This is a genomic window from Kitasatospora sp. NPDC042419 (genome assembly GCF_056437345.1).
Window position 1 is genome coordinate 264,435 of the sequence record NZ_JBWKAW010000001.1, and the last position, 15,675, is coordinate 280,109.

20 protein-coding genes are annotated in these 15,675 nt (G+C 74.3%); 6 read left to right on the forward strand and 14 right to left on the reverse strand.

What is annotated here, in order from left to right; genetic code table 11:
* Nucleotides 1–40 precede the first annotated feature (40 nt).
* The 6 genes from AC067J_RS01195 to hisI all read right to left on the reverse strand — a co-directional run bounded on the left by AC067J_RS01195 (nucleotide 41) and on the right by hisI (nucleotide 4,138).
* Nucleotides 41–490 (reverse strand): DUF2752 domain-containing protein, encoded by a 450-nt coding sequence (locus AC067J_RS01195; protein WP_478295865.1) that lies wholly within the window; start codon nucleotides 488–490, stop codon nucleotides 41–43.
* 87 nt (nucleotides 491–577) lie between these two features.
* Nucleotides 578–820 (reverse strand): HGxxPAAW family protein, encoded by a 243-nt coding sequence (locus AC067J_RS01200; protein WP_478295866.1) that lies wholly within the window; start codon nucleotides 818–820, stop codon nucleotides 578–580.
* Between the two features lie 146 nt (nucleotides 821–966).
* Complete coding sequence (locus AC067J_RS01205; RefSeq protein WP_478295867.1) at nucleotides 967–1,593, reverse strand: TIGR02234 family membrane protein; 627 nt, start codon at nucleotides 1,591–1,593, stop codon at nucleotides 967–969.
* A 32-nt stretch (nucleotides 1,594–1,625) separates the two neighbouring features.
* The gene (locus AC067J_RS01210; protein WP_478295868.1) at nucleotides 1,626–2,090 is read right to left on the reverse strand and encodes a Uma2 family endonuclease; all 465 of its coding nucleotides are present in this window, start codon (nucleotides 2,088–2,090) and stop codon (nucleotides 1,626–1,628) included.
* A gap of 119 nt (nucleotides 2,091–2,209) precedes the next feature.
* On the reverse strand, nucleotides 2,210–3,730 hold the full coding sequence (locus tag AC067J_RS01215; protein WP_478295869.1) for an anthranilate synthase component I: 1,521 nt from the start codon (nucleotides 3,728–3,730) through the stop codon (nucleotides 2,210–2,212).
* A 36-nt stretch (nucleotides 3,731–3,766) separates the two neighbouring features.
* Nucleotides 3,767–4,138, reverse strand: coding sequence for a phosphoribosyl-AMP cyclohydrolase (gene hisI, locus AC067J_RS01220; RefSeq protein ID WP_478295870.1), 372 nt, complete (start codon nucleotides 4,136–4,138; stop codon nucleotides 3,767–3,769).
* 167 nt (nucleotides 4,139–4,305) lie between these two features.
* On the opposite strand from hisI, the gene AC067J_RS01225 reads away from it, so the two are divergent.
* The 6 genes from AC067J_RS01225 to AC067J_RS01250 all read left to right on the forward strand — a co-directional run bounded on the left by AC067J_RS01225 (nucleotide 4,306) and on the right by AC067J_RS01250 (nucleotide 9,800).
* Nucleotides 4,306–4,932, forward strand: a complete 627-nt coding sequence (locus tag AC067J_RS01225; RefSeq protein ID WP_478295871.1) for a hypothetical protein — start codon at nucleotides 4,306–4,308, stop codon at nucleotides 4,930–4,932.
* A 39-nt stretch (nucleotides 4,933–4,971) separates the two neighbouring features.
* Nucleotides 4,972–5,610, forward strand: coding sequence for a TIGR03085 family metal-binding protein (locus AC067J_RS01230; protein ID WP_478295872.1), 639 nt, complete (start codon nucleotides 4,972–4,974; stop codon nucleotides 5,608–5,610).
* A 140-nt stretch (nucleotides 5,611–5,750) separates the two neighbouring features.
* Nucleotides 5,751–6,536 carry a VOC family protein gene (locus tag AC067J_RS01235; protein ID WP_478295873.1) on the forward strand — a complete coding sequence of 262 codons (786 nt, stop codon included), beginning with the start codon at nucleotides 5,751–5,753 and terminating at the stop codon, nucleotides 6,534–6,536.
* A gap of 207 nt (nucleotides 6,537–6,743) precedes the next feature.
* Entirely contained in the window at nucleotides 6,744–7,547 is an 804-nt protein-coding gene (locus tag AC067J_RS01240; protein WP_478295874.1) for a Crp/Fnr family transcriptional regulator, read from the forward strand.
* Nucleotides 7,548–7,800: 253 nt separating this feature from the next.
* Entirely contained in the window at nucleotides 7,801–8,961 is a 1,161-nt protein-coding gene (locus AC067J_RS01245) for a TRAFAC clade GTPase domain-containing protein (protein WP_478295875.1), read from the forward strand.
* Complete coding sequence (locus AC067J_RS01250; RefSeq protein WP_478295876.1) at nucleotides 8,958–9,800, forward strand: hypothetical protein; 843 nt, start codon at nucleotides 8,958–8,960, stop codon at nucleotides 9,798–9,800. Before AC067J_RS01245 ends, AC067J_RS01250 begins: the two co-directional genes overlap by 4 nt.
* Nucleotides 9,801–9,867: 67 nt before the next feature.
* On the opposite strand, the gene hisF is transcribed toward AC067J_RS01250, so the two are convergent.
* Genes hisF through hisD form a run of 8 tightly spaced genes read right to left on the reverse strand, consistent with a single transcriptional unit; the run spans nucleotide 9,868 to nucleotide 15,666 of the window.
* Nucleotides 9,868–10,638, reverse strand: a complete 771-nt coding sequence (gene hisF / locus AC067J_RS01255) for an imidazole glycerol phosphate synthase subunit HisF (RefSeq protein WP_478295877.1) — start codon at nucleotides 10,636–10,638, stop codon at nucleotides 9,868–9,870.
* Entirely contained in the window at nucleotides 10,635–11,099 is a 465-nt protein-coding gene (locus tag AC067J_RS01260; protein ID WP_478295878.1) for a Rid family hydrolase, read from the reverse strand. The genes hisF and AC067J_RS01260 overlap by 4 nt, the downstream gene beginning before the upstream one ends.
* On the reverse strand, nucleotides 11,096–11,821 hold the full coding sequence (gene priA, locus AC067J_RS01265; protein WP_478295879.1) for a bifunctional 1-(5-phosphoribosyl)-5-((5-phosphoribosylamino)methylideneamino)imidazole-4-carboxamide isomerase/phosphoribosylanthranilate isomerase PriA: 726 nt from the start codon (nucleotides 11,819–11,821) through the stop codon (nucleotides 11,096–11,098). The genes AC067J_RS01260 and priA overlap by 4 nt, the downstream gene beginning before the upstream one ends.
* A gap of 22 nt (nucleotides 11,822–11,843) precedes the next feature.
* Entirely contained in the window at nucleotides 11,844–12,479 is a 636-nt protein-coding gene (gene hisH / locus AC067J_RS01270; RefSeq protein WP_478295880.1) for an imidazole glycerol phosphate synthase subunit HisH, read from the reverse strand.
* Between the two features lie 33 nt (nucleotides 12,480–12,512).
* A complete protein-coding gene (locus AC067J_RS01275; RefSeq protein WP_478295881.1) occupies nucleotides 12,513–12,665 on the reverse strand; it encodes a hypothetical protein in 153 nt (50 codons plus the stop codon).
* A complete protein-coding gene (hisB, locus tag AC067J_RS01280) occupies nucleotides 12,662–13,255 on the reverse strand; it encodes an imidazoleglycerol-phosphate dehydratase HisB (RefSeq protein WP_327676322.1) in 594 nt (197 codons plus the stop codon). The genes AC067J_RS01275 and hisB overlap by 4 nt, the downstream gene beginning before the upstream one ends.
* Before the next feature lie 6 nt (nucleotides 13,256–13,261).
* Complete coding sequence (locus AC067J_RS01285) at nucleotides 13,262–14,362, reverse strand: histidinol-phosphate transaminase (RefSeq protein ID WP_478295882.1); 1,101 nt, start codon at nucleotides 14,360–14,362, stop codon at nucleotides 13,262–13,264.
* Nucleotides 14,359–15,666: a histidinol dehydrogenase gene (gene hisD, locus AC067J_RS01290; RefSeq protein ID WP_478295883.1), complete on the reverse strand. Its 1,308-nt coding sequence runs from the start codon at nucleotides 15,664–15,666 to the stop codon at nucleotides 14,359–14,361. Before hisD ends, AC067J_RS01285 begins: the two co-directional genes overlap by 4 nt.
* Between the last annotated feature and the right edge of the window lie 9 nt (nucleotides 15,667–15,675).

Below are 15,675 nucleotides of genomic sequence, written 5' to 3' on the forward strand. Positions count from 1 at the left end.
GAGGCCTCGCCGAGGCCCCGCCGGCGCCCCCTCCGGAGTCTCAGACCAGCGGAGGGGCCAGCCCCGCACCGATCGGCAGGTTGCGCACCACCGTGAAGACCAGCACCAGCAGCCCCACCAGCACCCAGCGCCGCGCCCCGAGCGTGAGCCGGGGCACCGGCGCACCCCGCACCGCCGACCAGAGCCACCGCAGCCAGAGCACCGCCAGCACGGCGAAGAGCAGCACCGCCACCGCGTTGTCGTGCAGCGCGCCGTTCAGGTCCCCGTGGGTCAGCGCGTGGACGCAGCGCAGCCCGCCGCAGCCGGGGCACCACCAGCCGGTGGCCGCCAGGAACGGGCAGTCCGGGTAGTGCCCGGGGGCGTTCGGGTCCACCGCGGCGACGTACCCGGTGGGGACGGCCACCGCGACGAGCGCGGTCAGCGGCGGCAGCAGCCGGCGCGGCCCGGACGACCGGGCGGCGGCTGCGGAAGCGGTGGGAGCGGCGTTCACGCCCATGATTGTGCCCGCCCGGGCGGCTCGCCGGGAGAAACGAAACGGCGGGCTTGCGCCCGCCGTTCACGCAGTACCGGGAGAACCTCAGGCAGTGGCCAGCGCGGCCTGCTCCTCGGGGGTGTACACGTAGGTGCTGGGCTGCTTGCCCATGCCCGCCATCGACATGGCCTTGCCGACCACGCCGCCGAGCAGGACGACCGCCAGGCCGGCCCAGACCAGCAGCACCGACGGCAGGATCATGGCGACGCCCGCGATCCCGAAACCGATGAAGGTGATGGTCACGCCGGTCCAGGCGGCGGGGTTGTGGCCGTGTGCTGCTGCTGCCATCTGATGGTGCTCCTAGGCTCTCGGGGCCCGGCCGGGCCTGCGGGCCCCTGGCGGGTTGACGGGTTCCATTGTGCCGGGCCACACACGGGTGCCCCAAAGGGGGTGGAGGGTCTATCGCGTCACAGCGTGCGCGCCGCGCGGGCCGGTCAGCCGGCGGTCGGATCCTCGCCGCGGTCCAGGGCCTTCCACAGGTCGGCCGGGCTCTCGGCGGCCGCGGTCCTCGGCTTCGCCGGCGCCTTGCCGGTCGGCGCCTCGTACCGGCTGCCCATGGCCGGCCAGCCGCGCCCGAACCGGACGGTGAGCAGCCCGGCCAGCGCGAGCAGCAGCCCGCCCGCCAGGGCCACCCACGGCCAGCCGGTGTGCCCGACACCGGTCGCGGTGGAGCCGGTCAGCGCGAGCTTGCGGGCCGCCTCGCCGTCCAGCGCGGCGGTGTCCCCGGCGCCCGCCACGGCGGCGGCGGCCGCGCCGAGCCCGGCGAGCAGGGTCAGCGCCCCCACCGCGAGCCGCCCGGCACCGCGGACCGCGAACACCGCGACGGCCGCCGCCAGGGCCACCAGCGCGAGTCCGGAGGGCAGTTCGGAGATCTTCCCGCCGGTGACGGAGACCTCCAGGGTGCCGGCCAGGCCCTCGGCCCAGACCCGGCCGGCGGCGGTCAGCACGAGGACCGCGCCCAGCGCGGTCAGCAGCAGCATCAGCCCGAGCGTCCGCCGGGAGGGCGCGCCCTTCACGGGGACGGTCTCGGTCTCGGTACGGGACTGGCTCGGAACGCTCACCCGTCCACTATCCCCGACGCTCCGCGCGATCCCTACGCCGGGTCGGTGGGGAACCCGTCGGTGGAGACCACCAGGGTCCGGTCCGCCAGGGGCAGGAACAGGTCGTTGCCGAACGGCACCCGCTCCGCCTCCCGGTAGCCGCCGGTGCGCTGCGGGGTGCTGTGCACCGTGCAGACCGCCTCGCCCTGGTCCACCACGACGTACAGCGGGATCCCGCACTCGGCGTAGGTCCGCACCTTCCCGGCGTGGTCGTCGTCCCGCCCGGACGCCGGCACCACCTCGATCACGGCTTCGAGGTCGTGCCACCCGAACCGCCCGCGGTCGTCGCGCGCGGCCCCCGGGGCGACGACCGCCAGGTCGGGGGCGTAGCCGTGGAGGGCGGGCGGGAAGTCGACCACGGCGTCCCGGAGGACGCGGCCGCGGCCCCCGAGCTGCTGCTCGATCTGGGCCGCCGCGCCGAGGACTACGTCCCGCCTGCCCGCTCCGCCCGGCGTCATGGTGTTCCTCCCGTCGGTGGTCCCCCGTCCGGCGCCCGTGCGGGCGCCTCACGCCCTCCGGTGCGTCCCGGGGCGGCCCGGCGGCCCGCCCGTCCGGCGCCCCGGCTGCTCGCGGCGGCTCACACCGCCGGCGTGCGCAGCGTATTCGCCGTGGCCACCGCGCGCAGGACGGCGGCGGCCTTGTTGCGGCATTCGGTGTCCTCGCCGTGCGGGTCGGAGTCGGCCACCACACCGGCGCCGGCCTGGACGAACGCGGTGCCGTCGCGCAGGACCGCCGTCCGGATGGCGATCGCGGTGTCGGAGTCCCCGGCGAAGTCCAGGTAGCCGACGCAGCCGCCGTACAGGCCGCGGCGGGTGGGCTCCAGCTCCTCGATGATCCGCATCGCGCGCGGTTTGGGCGCCCCGGAGAGGGTGCCGGCCGGGAAGCAGGCGGTGAGCACGTCGAACGCGGTCCGCCCCTCGGCGACCCTGCCGGTCACCGTGGAGACGATGTGCATGACGTGGCTGTACCGCTCGATCTGCATGAAGTCGACCACCTCCACGCTGCCCGGCTCGCAGACCCGCCCGAGGTCGTTGCGGCCGAGGTCTACCAGCATCAGGTGCTCGGCCCGCTCCTTGGGGTCGGCGAGCAGTTCGGCGGCCAGTTCGCTGTCCTCGTGCGGGGTGGCGCCGCGGTGCCGGGTGCCCGCGATCGGGTGCAGCATCGCCTCGCCGTCGGTGACCTTGACCAGCGCCTCCGGGCTGGAGCCGACCACGTCGAAGCCGCCCTCGGCGCCGCCGTCCGGGCCGGGGAACCGGAACAGGTACATGTACGGGCTGGGGTTGGTGGTGCGCAGGACCCGGTAGACGTCGAGCGCGGAGGCCGGGCAGGGCGCCTCGAACCGCTGCGAGGGCACCACCTGGAAGGCCTCGCCGGCCCGGATCCGCTCCTTGATCTCCTCCACCGCTGCCCGGTACGGCTCGCCGCCGAACGGCGAGCGGACCTCCCCGGGGCCGGTCGGTGTGAACGTGGCGAGGCCCGGGTCGACCGGCTTCAGCAGGTCGGTCTCCATGGCGTCCAGCCGGGCCACCGCGTCCGCGTAGGCCTCGTCGACGCCACTGGCCAGGTCGTTGTGGTTGACGGCGTTGGCGATCAGCAGCACCGTGCCGTCGGCGTGGTCGAGCACGGCGAGGTCGGTGGCGAGCAGCATGGTCAGCTCGGGGAGCTTCAGGTCGTCCGGGTTGAGGTCCGGGAGCTTCTCCAGCCGGCGGACGACGTCGTAGCCGAGGTAGCCGACCAGGCCGCCGGTGAGCGGCGGGAGGCCGTCGTCGGCGTGCCGCGGGGTGTGCAGGGCCTCCAGCGCGGCGCGCAGCACCTGCAGCGGGTCGCCGGTGGTGGGGATGCCGACCGGCGGGGCGCCGTGCCAGCGCGCGTTGCCGTCCGCGTCGGCGGTCAGGGCGGCGGCGCTGCGGACGCCCACGAAGGAGTAGCGGGACCAGCTGCGGCCCTGCTCCGCGGACTCCAGGAGGAAGGTGCCGGCCCGCTCGGCGGCCAGGCTGCGGTAGAGGCCGATCGGGGTGAGGCCGTCCGCGAGGAGCCTGCGGGTGACCGGGATGACCCGGGTGTCGACGGCGAGCTTGCGGAAGGCTTCGAGGTCCATGGCGGGCGGCACCTTACGGAAGTGGGAGGGAGTCGGTCAGCCGAGCGGGAGCACGTCGGCGTCGAAGCAGGTGCGGTCGCCGGTGTGGCAGGCCGCGCCGGTCTGGTCGACCTTGACCAGCAGGGTGTCGCCGTCGCAGTCCAGCGCGACCGACTTCACCTCCTGGACGTGGCCGGAGGTGTCGCCCTTCACCCAGTACTCGCGGCGGCTGCGGCTCCAGTAGGTGCAGCGGCCGGTGGTGAGGGTGCGGTGCAGCGCCTCGTCGTCCATCCAGCCGAGCATCAGCACCTCGCCCGTGTCGTACTGCTGCGCGACGGCCGGGAGCAGGCCGTCCCCGGTGCGCTTGAGGCGCGCGGCGATCTCGGGCGCGAGGGCGGTGGAACCGGGGGCGGCGGGTGTGGTGGACATGGGGCCATTGTGTCAGTCCGGCCCGGCCGGCCGGGCCCCTGTCCGGATCCCGGCCGCCGCCGTGAGCTGCGGGAGGCGGTCCTCACGGGCACTCTCCCGGGGGACGGATCGGACGAGTTGTGCCAACCGCCTGCCGACCGGCCACGCTCTGGGCCATCCTCGTGCCCATGACCTCCGAGCCGCCCGCCGCCGAGCCGCCGAGCCCCGACCGCCCGCGCACCGGCTCCGCCGCCGGACCGTCACGGGGCCTGCTCCTCGCCGTCGTGGCGGTGCTGGCCGTCCTGCTCGCGGTGGTGGCCACCGTGCTGCTCCGGCCGGAGGACGAGCCGGCCGCGCAGCCGCCCCCGCCCTCCCCCACCACGGCCCCGCCGACCCCGACACCGACCCCCACGCCCACCCCCACGCCGACACCCACCCCGACGCCGACACCGACCAAGACGGTCCCGTACGCCTTCTTCCCGGTCGGCGACTGCTTCGACCACCCGCAGTTGAGCAAGACCGTCACCAGGCCGGAGCCGCGCCCCTGCGACGGCCCGCACGACGGTGAGTCGATCACCAACCTGCTGCTGCCGGAGGGCCTGGTCGGCGACTACCGGATCGCCACCGCGATGCGGGAGGGCTGCAAGGAGGCGCAGGCCGCCGCCGAGGCGCGCCAGGGCGGCGGCGGGCCGTACTACGGCTACCCCATGGGCCCGACCAGGATCTTCTACGACCAGGGCTGGCGCGACTACACCTGCACCCTGACGGCGAGCAACCGCGCCGACTCCACCAAGCTCACCGGCCACCTGCGGTAGGGCCCTTGGATCCACAGGACACGCCCTAGGCTGTGCGGCATGTCGAACCACGCCCTCGCCGAGCGCCACCGCCTCGCCGAACTGCTGGCCGCCGCCGGCCCGGACGCCCCGACCCTCTGCGCCGGGTGGTCCACCCGGGACCTCGCCGCCCACCTGGTGATCCGGGAGCGCCGGCCGGACGCGGCGGCGGGCATCCGGATCGGCCCGCTGGCCGGCTGGACCCACCGCGTGCAGGCCTCCTACGCCGACCGTCCGTACGAGGAACTGGTCCGGCTGTTCCGCTCCGGCCCGCCGGTGCTCTCGCTGTTCTCGCTGCCCGGCGCGGACGAGGCGGCGAACACCGTCGAGTACTTCGTGCACGCCGAGGACGTCGCGCGGGCCGGCGCCGACCCGAAGCCGCGCCCGGTGCCGCCCGGCCGCACGGAGGCGCTCTGGCGCCGGCTGCCGCTGATCGCCCGGCTGGAGGCGGGCCGCCGCTCCCCGGTGCGGCTGGAGCTGCACCGCCCGGACGGTGCGGGCCCGACGGTCGGCCCGGCCGGCTCGCCGACCGTGCGGATCACCGGCGAGCCGGGCGAGCTGCTGCTCTTCGCGTTCGGCCGGGGCGCCCGCGCCGAGCTGACCGTGGACGGCCCGCAGGACGCCGTCGAGGCCCTCCGGCACGTCCTGCCGCTCCCCTAGGGCGTGTGCCGCGGGGGCCGGGCCCGCCCCGGCTGCGGATGTCAGTGGCGGGGTGCAGACTCGCAGATGGCCGGGGAGGGGCGTCTGCGCGCCCCCGCGGAGGGCTGCCCGGCCCCGTCCCGTCGAAGGAGCGCCACACCATGCTCACCACCGACTTCCCCACCGGTTCCCCCTGCTGGATCGACCTCGGCAGTCCCGATCCGGCCGCCGCCGCCGCGTTCTACGGCGCGGTGTTCGGCTGGACCTTCCGGTCGGCCGGCCCGGAGGCCGGCGGCTACGGCTTCCTCCAACTGGACGGCCGGACGGTCGCGGCCGTCGGCCCGCTCACCGAGGAGGGTGCGCAGTCCGCCTGGACGACGTACCTCCGCACGCCGGACGCCGACGCCGTCACCAAGGCCGTCGAGCAGGCCGGCGGCGCCGTCCGGGTCCCGCCCTTCGACGTGATGGACGCCGGGCGGATGGCCCAGCTGACCGACCCGCAGGGTGCCCGGTTCGCGGTCTGGCAGCCCGGCACGGTCGCCGGTCTGGACGTCGTGTCCGAGGACGGCGCGCTGATCTGGGCCGAGCTGCACACCACGGACGTGGACGCCGGTTCCGGCTTCTACGAGCGGGTGTTCGGCTGGCGCTCCGCGGACTTCCCGTCCCCGGGCGGGACGTACCTGGTGGTGTCCACCGCCGACGGCGACCAGCAGGACACCAGCTTCGGCGGCATCGCCCCGGTGATGGACGAGGGGCAGCAGCCCGCCTGGACGCCGTACTTCGGCTCCTCCGACGTCCCGGCGGTGGTCGCCCGGGCCACCGCGGCCGGCGGCACGGTGCTGATGGGCCCGGAGCACGTCCCGGACGTCGGCGTGCTGGCCTGGCTGGCCGACCCGTTCGGCGCCCCCTTCGCGCTGATCAAGGGCGAGCCGCCGAAGGACTCCTGACCGGCCCGCCCGGCCCCGGCGGAGCCCGGTTCTCCGTTTCGCCATGTCCGGTACCGGACAAGGAAGTTGACGGACCGTGAACCTCCTCCTCCGGGGCCGCCCACGACCTTCCCGTACCCCCGCCGCTGCGCTAGCCTCACCACCGTCCCCACGGCCGATCCCCGGGCGGGATCGCCGCCCACCCACCGTGCAGCGGAGGACCGCGGGTTGAGACCGGCGCAGCCGACAGCACCGAACCACCACCCGAAACCCCATCCGAACCCCGGCGGGCGGCCCGCCGCGCCGCCGGCCCGCCCCCGGGACGGGGGCTGGCCCGAGGGCACCCTCCTGGCCGAGCTGCGCCGCGACGGCTCCCCCGCCGCGCTCACCGCCGAGCAGGACATCCTCCGGCTGGGCACCCGGCGCAGCCACGGCCACGACGAGACCATGATCCTCGACCAGGACCACGGCCGGTTCGTCCTCCTCCTGCTGGAGGGCTTCGCCAAGGCCACCGTCGAGGACGCCGCCGGCACGCCGGTGCTGCTCGACGTCCGCGCGTTCGGGGACATCGTCGGCGAGGCCGCCGCCCTGGACGACCGCCCCCGGTCCGCCACCGTGACCGCCGCCGGGCCGGTCACCGTCCGCCGGATCTCCCAGCCCGACTGGCTGCACTGGCTCGGCACCCACCCGGTGGCCGGCATCGCGCTCAGCCGCTGCCTGGTGCACCGCAGCCGGACCGCCACCCGCCGGCTGGTCGGCCTCGCCTCCGAGCAGGTGGTCAACCGGCTCGCCCACGACCTCGCCGACCTCGCGCAGCGGTACGGCACCGCCGGGCCGCGCGGCATCACCATCCGCCCCCGGCTGACCCAGGTCGAGCTGGGCGCCCTGATCGGTGCCGGCGAGCGGCGGGTCCACCACGCCCTGCACGAACTGGCCGACCGCGGCCTGCTCCGGCTCGGCCGCCGCAGCACCGTCGTGCTGTCCCTGCCCGGCCTGCTCGACGTCGCCGCCGAGGCCGAGTCCGGCCGCTGAGCACCGACCACCGACCTCGGACCCACCGGCCACCGACGACCGACGGACCCGCCGGCCACCGACCTCGGACCCACCGGCCACCGGCCGCCGCGCGGCGGAAGATCGCCGCCGGGCCGAGATTCGATCACAGAACCCTTGCGAACCACGTGAACCCGTCCTGCGACGGGTTCCGGCCACCGCCCGGGCGCTCTACTACGCCCGGGGCCCGCCCGCGGGCCTCCTTGTGCGGACCGCTCGTACCGAAAGGGCGCTCATGTCTTCGATCCCGGTGACCGTGGTCGGCCCACGCTCCTCCGGCAAGACCGTGTACCTGGCCAGCCTGTTCGCCAGGCTCTCCCAGCAGGACCCCGAGCTCGGCTTCGCGGTGACCCTGCCGCTCGTCCAGTCCCAGCAGCTCAACGCCACCTACGAGAAGGTCGTCGGACCGGGCAACTGGCCGGTCCCGACCCTCCCCGCGGAGTTCCCGGTCTGGAACTTCACCTGCACCGTCCGGACCGCGACGCGGCGGCGGCTCACCCCGTTCTCGATCTCCTACGCCGACTACAGCGGGGAACTGATCACCCAGGGCGACCTGCACCCGGAGGCCCTGGAGAAGTTCGACCACCTGGTATCCGGCTCGCCGTTCCTGCTGATCCTGCTGGACGGCGAGAAGGTGCTGCGCTTCCTGGCCGGCGACGACCAGCTGATCAACGAGTACCGGCCCGTCTTCAGCCACCTCGGCGGGAACCAGGACGCGGTGGTCCACTTCGTCCTGACCAAGTGGGACCTGCTGACCGCGGCCGGCCACACCCTGGAGGAGGTGGCCGACCGGCTCTGCGCGACGCGGGACTTCCGGCTCTTCGTCCACGGCCGGCAGGACCTTCGCGGCGACGGCGGCGTGATCCGGCTCATCCCCGTCAGCTCGGTCGGCCCGGGCTTCGCCCGCCTCGACGAGCGCGGCGCGGTGGTGAAGACCCCGGGTGCCCGCCCCACCCCGCTCAACGTCGAAGTGCCCTTCATGGCCGTCGTCGTGGACCTCTTCACGACCGAGGTGAAGAAGTACACCGAGGCCCGGGACAGGACCGCCGCCCGCGCTCCGGGGAACTCGGACGGCTGGCTGCGGGTCTTCCAGCGGGTCAGCGCCACGATGCCGCTGGTCCGGGCCTTCCTCGCCACCAGGACCGCCAAGAACCCGGTGCTGAAGACCGCCGGCGAGGTCGTCGTCGACGCCCTCGCCGAGTACGTCGACGAGCAGGCGCGGCGCCACGGCCGCCGGATCGAGGAGAGCGCCGCCGAGCTGCGCCGGGCGGTCGAGCAGGCCACTACCGACCAGCAGGCGCTGGTCCGCATCGCCAAGGCCTTCCAGGCCCGGCTGGAGGAGTTCGAGGACGAGTACCCCGGGTCCCGGCTCGACCTCTGGACGGCCCGGGCATGAGCACCGCGACCGGAACCCGCCGGCGGACGGTCTGGCCGTTCGCCATCGTCTGCGCACCGACCACCGGCTACGGGGTCGCCGCCGCACCGGACTTCCTGGTCACCCGCCGCCAGTCCGCCGTCATCAGCGGGAGCGTGACCGGGGAACCCGACGGCTCGGCCCGCCTGGTCGAGCTGACCGGAGCCGACGGCGGCAGGCTCTGGCTGCTCTACCGCGTGCTCCCGCTGGGGGCCCGGGAGGTGGACCAGGAGGGCGAGGTCGCCTACAGCGGCAGCCGGATCTCACCGCTGGTCGAAGGGGTGGTCTCCCTGGAGCGGCCGGACGGGCCGCCCACCGCCGAGTACTTCGACGCGGTGCACGAGCTGGTCCGGGACGCGGTCCGGAGCTACTTCCTGGCCGACGACCCCCGCCGGCCCGTGGACGCGCTGCCCGGCACCTCGGACCTCCCCGACCCGGCCGAGGGCGGCGTCCCGCTGCCGCTGACCGAGCTGGAGCCGCGCCGGACGAAGGAGCGCCTGCACGTCGCCGACGTGCCTCTCCCACCCCGGGAGGAGCGGGCCGAGGCCGCCGGGCCCGCTCCCGCTCCTCCCGGCACTCCTCCCGCCGGGTCTGGTGTCCCGGACCGGCCGGCTGCTGACCTCGGCCGGCCGGGAGCTGATCCGGCTGGGCGCGGCCCTGGAGGCCCTGGCGGCCCCGGAACCGCCACCGCCGCCGACACCGCCACCGGCGCCACCGGGCCCACCGGCGGTCCGGGCGGCTTCGGCCGACCCGCTCTCACCGTCATCGGAGCGCTGAGCCTGCTGGTCTTCGTCCTGCTGGTGCTGCTCGCCCTGAAGTGACCCCCGGTGTCCCGGGCTGCCCCCGGGACACCGGGCGAACCCGGGCGAACCCGGCGCCCGGCCCGCCTCAGCGGACCGGGTGCCCGGCCTCCCGCAGCGCGTTCTTGACCTCGCCGATCCGCAGGTCCCCGAAGTGGAAGACGCTGGCGGCCAGCACCGCGTCCGCGCCGGCCTCCACCGCCGGGGCGAAGTCCGCGAGCTTCCCGGCGCCGCCCGAGGCGATCACCGGCACCGAGACCGTCTTGCGGACGGCCCGGATCAGCTCCAGGTCGTAGCCGTCCTTGGTGCCGTCCGCGTCCATCGAGTTGAGCAGGATCTCGCCCGCGCCCAGCTCGGCGGCGCGGCCGGCCCACTCGACGGCGTCCAGGCCGGTGCCCTGGCGTCCGCCGTGCGTGGTGACCTCGAAGCCCGACTCCGTCTCGGTGCCGGGCGGGCAGCGCCGGGCGTCGACCGAGAGCACCAGCACCTGGCGGCCGAACCGCCGGGCGATCTCCCGGACCAGCTCCGGCCGTGCGATCGCCGCGGTGTTGACGCCGACCTTGTCGGCGCCCGCCCGGAGCAGCTTGTCGACGTCCTCGACGGCGCGGATGCCGCCGCCGACGGTGAGCGGGATGAAGACCTGCTCGGCGGTGCGGCGGACCACGTCGTAGGTGGTCTCGCGGTCGCCCGAGGACGCGGTGATGTCGAGGAAGGTCAGCTCGTCCGCGCCCTCGGCGTCGTAGAGCTTGGCCATCTCGACCGGGTCACCGGCGTCGCGCAGGTTCTGGAAGTTGACGCCCTTGACCACGCGGCCGGCGTCGACGTCCAGGCAGGGGATGACACGTACTGCGAGGGTCACTGCGGTTTGCCTTCCAGCGTCGTGGCGAGCCCGGCACGGTGGGCGTCGATCTCGACCTCGACCATCATCCGGGAGTCGACCAGTCCCTCGACCACCACCATGGTGGCGGCGGGACGGACCGTGTCGAAGAGGAACTTGTGGGCGCGGCCGGCCTCGGCGCAGTCCCGGACGTGGGTCACGTAGATCCGGGTGCGGACCACGTCCGCGAGGGTGAGGCCGAACCGCTCCAGGGCCTCGCGCGCCGTCCCGAAGGCGGCGAGCGTCTGCCCGTACGGGTCGCCCTCGTGGTGGACGACGCCGTCCACGTCGAGGGCGGTGGCGCCGGAGACGAGGACGAAGTCCCCCGCCGCGACGGCTCGGGAGAAGCCGAACTCCTCCTCCTGGGGGAAGGAGCCGGGGACCCGGTCGTGCCGCTGCGCGGCCGGGCCCGGGGCGGAGCCGCCGGTTGACCCTGTGCTCATCGGGACACTGCCTCCAAGGCCTCTTCGAGGGTGAACTTCTGCTCGTAGAGTGCCTTGCCGACGATCGCTCCCTCGACTCCCTCGCCGACCAGCGTGGCGATCGCCCGCAGGTCGTCCAGCGAGGAGACGCCGCCGGAGGCGACCACCGGGCGGTCGGTGGCGGCGCAGACGTCGCGCAGCAGCTGCAGGTTGGGGCCGGTCAGGGTGCCGTCCCGGTTGACGTCGGTGACCACGTACCGGGCGCAGCCCTCGGCGTCGAGGCGGGCCAGCACGTCGAAGAGCTGGCCGCCGTCGCGGGTCCAGCCGCGGCCGCGCAGGGTGGTGCCGACCACGTCCAGGCCGACGGCGATCTGGTCGCCGTGCTCGGCGATGACCTTGGCGACCCACTCGGGGCTCTCCAGGGCGGCGGTGCCGAGGTTGACCCGGGTGCAGCCGGTGGCCAGCGCGGCGGCCAGCGACTCGTCGTCGCGGATGCCGCCGGACAGCTCGACCTTGATGTCGAGGGCCGCGGTGACCTCGCGGAGCAGCTCGCGGTTGGAGCCGGTGCCGAAGGCGGCGTCGAGGTCGACCAGGTGGAGCCACTCGGCGCCGGCGTTCTGCCAGGCGAGGGCGGCGGCGAGCGGCTCGCCGAAGGAGGTCTCGGTGCCGGAGGCACCCTTGACCAGGCGGACCGCCTGGCCGTCCCGGACGTCGACGGCGGGGAGCAGTTCGAGGCGACTCATGGTGTTGGCAACTCTCAGATCGTCAGAGGGTGTTGACCCAGTTGGTCAGCAGGGCGGCGCCGGCGTCGCCGGACTTCTCCGGGTGGAACTGGGTGGCCCACAGCGGGCCGTTCTCGACGGCGGCGACGAACGGCTCGCCGTGCGTCGCCCAGGTCACCAGCGGCGGGTTGATCCGCGCGCTGTGGACCTCCAGTTCCCAGCGGCGCACCGCGTAGGAGTGCACGAAGTAGAAGCGGGTGTCCGCGTCGAGTCCGGCGAACATCCGGCCGTCCGCGGGGGCGTCGACGGTGTTCCAGCCCATGTGCGGGACGACCGGGGCTTCCAGCGGTTCCACGGTGCCCGGCCACTCGTCGCAGCCGGCGGTCTCCACCCCGTGCTCGACCCCCTTCTCGAAGAGGATCTGCATGCCGACGCAGATGCCCATGACGGGGCGGCCCCCGGCGAGCCGGCGGCCGATGATCCAGTCCCCGCGGACGGCCTTCAGCCCGCGCATGCAGGCCTCGAAGGCGCCGACACCGGGGACGAGCAGGCCGTCCGCGTCCATCGCGGCCTGGAAGTCGGAGGTGACGGTGACGTTCGCCCCGGTGCGCTCCAGCGCGCGCTGGGCCGAGCGGAGGTTGCCCGAGCCGTAGTCGAGCACGACGACGTTCTTGCCCATGTTCAGGTGTCCAGTCTTTCGGTCGCTCGGCGGTTACAGGCGCATCAGGCCGGCGGCGAGGCACATCGCCGAGCCGAGCGCGAGCACGACGATGACGCCCTTCGGGATCTTCTGCTTCCAGAACGAGATCACGCCGCCGGCCAGGAAGAGGCCCGCGAAGATGAGGACGAGCGCGGACTTGCTCACAGGGCACCCTTGGTCGACGGGAGGATGCCGGCCGCGCGCGGGTCGCGCTCGGCGGCGTAGCGCAGCGCCCGGGCCAGCGCCTTGAACTGGCACTCCACGATGTGGTGCGCGTTGCGCCCGTACGGCACGTGGACGTGCAGGGCGATCTGCGCCTGGGCCACGAAGGACTCCAGGATGTGCCGGGTCATGGTGGTGTCGTAGGTGCCGATCATCGGCGCCATCTTCTCCGGCTCGGTGTGCACCAGGTAGGGGCGGCCGGAGAGGTCGACGGTCACCTGGGCGAGGGACTCGTCCAGCGGCACGGTGCAGTTGCCGAACCGGTAGATGCCGACCTTGTCGCCGAGCGCCTGCTTGAAGGCGGCGCCGAGCGCGAGGGCGGTGTCCTCGATGGTGTGGTGGGTGTCGATGTGCAGGTCGCCGTCGGTCTTCACGGTGAGGTCGAAGAGGCCGTGCCGGCCGAGCTGGTCGAGCATGTGGTCGTAGAAGCCGACGCCCGTGGAGATGTCGGTCTTGCCGGTGCCGTCGAGGTCTATCTCGACGAGGACCGAGGTCTCCTTGGTGGTGCGTTCGACGCGTCCGATACGGGTCATCCGGGGTTACAGCTCCTTGATCACATTGGCGACGGCGTCCAGGAAGGCGTCGTTCTCGGCGGGGGTGCCGGCGGTGACGCGCAGCCATCCGGGGACGCCGTTGTCACGGACCAGGACGCCGTGGTCGAGGATGGCCTGCCAGGCGGCGTGGGTGTCGGCGAAGCGGCCGAACTGGACGAAGTTGGCGTCCGAGTCGGTCACCTCCAGCCCGAGCCCGCGCAGTGCCTCGACCAGCCGGTCGCGCTCGGCCTTGAGCCGGCCGACGTAGCCGAGCAGGGTGTCGGTGTGCTCCAGGCACGCCAGTGCGGTGGCCTGGGTGACGGCCGACAGGTGGTACGGCAGGCGGACCAGCTGCACCGCGTCGACCACCGCGGGGTCGGCGGCCAGGTAGCCCAGGCGCAGTCCGGCCGCGCCGAAGGCCTTGGACATGGTGCGGGTGACCACCAGGTTGGGGCGGCCCTCGATCAGCTTCAGCAGCGATTCCCGGTGCGAGAACTCGACGTACGCCTCGTCGACCACCACCAGGCTGGGGCGGGCGGCCTGCGCGGCCTCGTACAGCCGCAGCACGGTGTCGGCCTCGACGGCGGTGCCGGTCGGGTTGTTCGGCGAGCAGACGAACACGACGTTCGGCCGGTGCCCGGCGATGGCCTCGGCGGCCGCGTCGAGGTCGACGGTGAAGTCGTCGTTGCGCGGTCCGGAGATCCAGTCGGTGCCGGTGCCCCGGGAGATCAGGGCGTGCATCGAGTAGGAGGGCTCGAAGCCGAGCGCGGTGCGGCCGGGGCCGCCGAAGGTCTGGAGCAGCTGCTGGAGCACCTCGTTGGAGCCGTTGGCGGCCCAGACGTTCTCCCGGGCGACCGGGTGGCCGGTGGTGCGGGTCAGGTAGGCCGCCAGGCCCTCGCGCAGCTCGACCGCGTCCCGGTCCGGGTAGCGGTTGAGGTTGCGGGCGGCCTCGGCGACCCGCTCGGCGATCCGGGCCACCAGCTCCTCGGGGAGCGGGTAGGGGTTCTCGTTGGTGTTCAGCTGGACGGGGACGTCGAGCTGCGGCGCGCCGTACGGGGACTGGCCGCGCAGCTCGTCCCGGATGGGGAGGGAGTCGATCGTGGTCACGTGCCGGGAACCGTCCAGTCGAATCGGGCCTTGATCGCGTCGCCGTGACCGGGCAGGTCCTCGGCGTCCGCCAGGTTGACGACGTGGGCGGCGATGCCGGCCAGGGCCTCGCGGTCGTACTCGACGACCTGGACGCCGCGCAGGAAGGTCTGCACGGACAGGCCCGAGGAGTGGCAGGCGCAGCCGCCGGTGGGCAGCACGTGGTTGGAGCCGGCCGCGTAGTCGCCGAGCGAGACCGGCGTGTACCGGCCGATGAAGATCGCGCCCGCGTTGCGGACCCGGGCGGCGACCGCGTGGGCGTCCCGGGTCTGGATCTCCAGGTGCTCGGCGGCGTAGGCGTTGACCACCGCCAGGCCCTGGTCGAGGTCGTCGACCAGGATGACGCCGGACTGCCGGCCGCCCAGCGCCTCGGCGACCCGCTCGCTGTGCCGGGTGCGGGCGACCTGCGCCTTCAGCTCGGCCTCCACCGCCTCGGCCAGCCCGGGCGAGTCGGTGACCAGCACCGAACCCGAGGTGGGTCCGTGCTCGGCCTGGCTGATCAGGTCGGCGGCGACCTCGGCCGGGTCGGCGCTGTCGTCGGCGAGGACGGCGATCTCGGTCGGGCCGGCCTCCGAGTCGATGCCGATCCGACCGGCGAAGTAGCGCTTGGCGGCGGCGACGTAGATGTTGCCGGGGCCGGTGACCATGTTGACCGGCTCGCACTCCTCGGTGCCGAGCGCGAACATGGCGACCGCCTGGGCGCCGCCGACCGCGTACACCTCGGTGACGCCGAGCAGCGCGCAGGCCGCCAGGATGGTCGGGTGCACCCGGCCGCCGAAGGCCTTCTGCGGCGGCGAGGTGACCGCGATGCCCTGGACGCCCGCCTCCTGGGCCGGCACGACGTTCATCACAACGGAGGACGGGTAGACCGCCAGCCCGCCGGGCACGTACAGCCCGACCCGGTCCACCGGCACCCAGCGCTGGGTGACCGTGCCGCCCGGCACGACCTTGGTGGTGTGCTCCTCGCGGCGCTGGTCGGCGTGCACCGTGCGGGCCCGGCGGATCGACTCCTCCAGTGCGGCGCGCACCTTCGGGTCGAGCGTCTCCAGGGCCTCGGCGAGCTGCTCGGCGGGGACACGGGTGGTCTCCAGCCGCACGCCGTCGAAGCGCTCGGTGATCTCGATCAGTGCCCGCACGCCGCGATGGTGCACGTCCTCGGCGATCGGCCGCACCTTCTCCAGGGCGGCCGCGACGTCGAACTCGGCACGGGGCAGCAGGTCACGCGGGTCGTCGAGCGAGCCGCGGAGGTCGATTCGAGAGATCACGCCACCCAG

Excerpts from the sequence above, each read along its gene's own strand:
- AC067J_RS01200 (WP_478295866.1), bottom strand. The coding sequence starts at position 820 with ATGGCAGCAGCAGCACACGGCCACAACCCCGCCGCCTGGACCGGCGTG.
- AC067J_RS01210 (WP_478295868.1), bottom strand. The coding sequence starts at position 2,090 with ATGACGCCGGGCGGAGCGGGCAGGCGGGACGTAGTCCTCGGCGCGGCG.
- AC067J_RS01215 (WP_478295869.1), bottom strand. The coding sequence starts at position 3,730 with ATGGACCTCGAAGCCTTCCGCAAGCTCGCCGTCGACACCCGGGTCATC.
- hisI (WP_478295870.1), bottom strand. The coding sequence starts at position 4,138 with ATGTCCACCACACCCGCCGCCCCCGGTTCCACCGCCCTCGCGCCCGAG.
- AC067J_RS01225 (WP_478295871.1), top strand. The coding sequence starts at position 4,306 with ATGACCTCCGAGCCGCCCGCCGCCGAGCCGCCGAGCCCCGACCGCCCG.
- AC067J_RS01230 (WP_478295872.1), top strand. The coding sequence starts at position 4,972 with ATGTCGAACCACGCCCTCGCCGAGCGCCACCGCCTCGCCGAACTGCTG.
- AC067J_RS01235 (WP_478295873.1), top strand. The coding sequence starts at position 5,751 with ATGCTCACCACCGACTTCCCCACCGGTTCCCCCTGCTGGATCGACCTC.
- AC067J_RS01245 (WP_478295875.1), top strand. The coding sequence starts at position 7,801 with ATGTCTTCGATCCCGGTGACCGTGGTCGGCCCACGCTCCTCCGGCAAG.
- AC067J_RS01250 (WP_478295876.1), top strand. The coding sequence starts at position 8,958 with ATGAGCACCGCGACCGGAACCCGCCGGCGGACGGTCTGGCCGTTCGCC.
- AC067J_RS01260 (WP_478295878.1), bottom strand. The coding sequence starts at position 11,099 with ATGAGCACAGGGTCAACCGGCGGCTCCGCCCCGGGCCCGGCCGCGCAG.
- priA (WP_478295879.1), bottom strand. The coding sequence starts at position 11,821 with ATGAGTCGCCTCGAACTGCTCCCCGCCGTCGACGTCCGGGACGGCCAG.
- hisH (WP_478295880.1), bottom strand. The coding sequence starts at position 12,479 with ATGGGCAAGAACGTCGTCGTGCTCGACTACGGCTCGGGCAACCTCCGC.
- hisB (WP_327676322.1), bottom strand. The coding sequence starts at position 13,255 with ATGACCCGTATCGGACGCGTCGAACGCACCACCAAGGAGACCTCGGTC.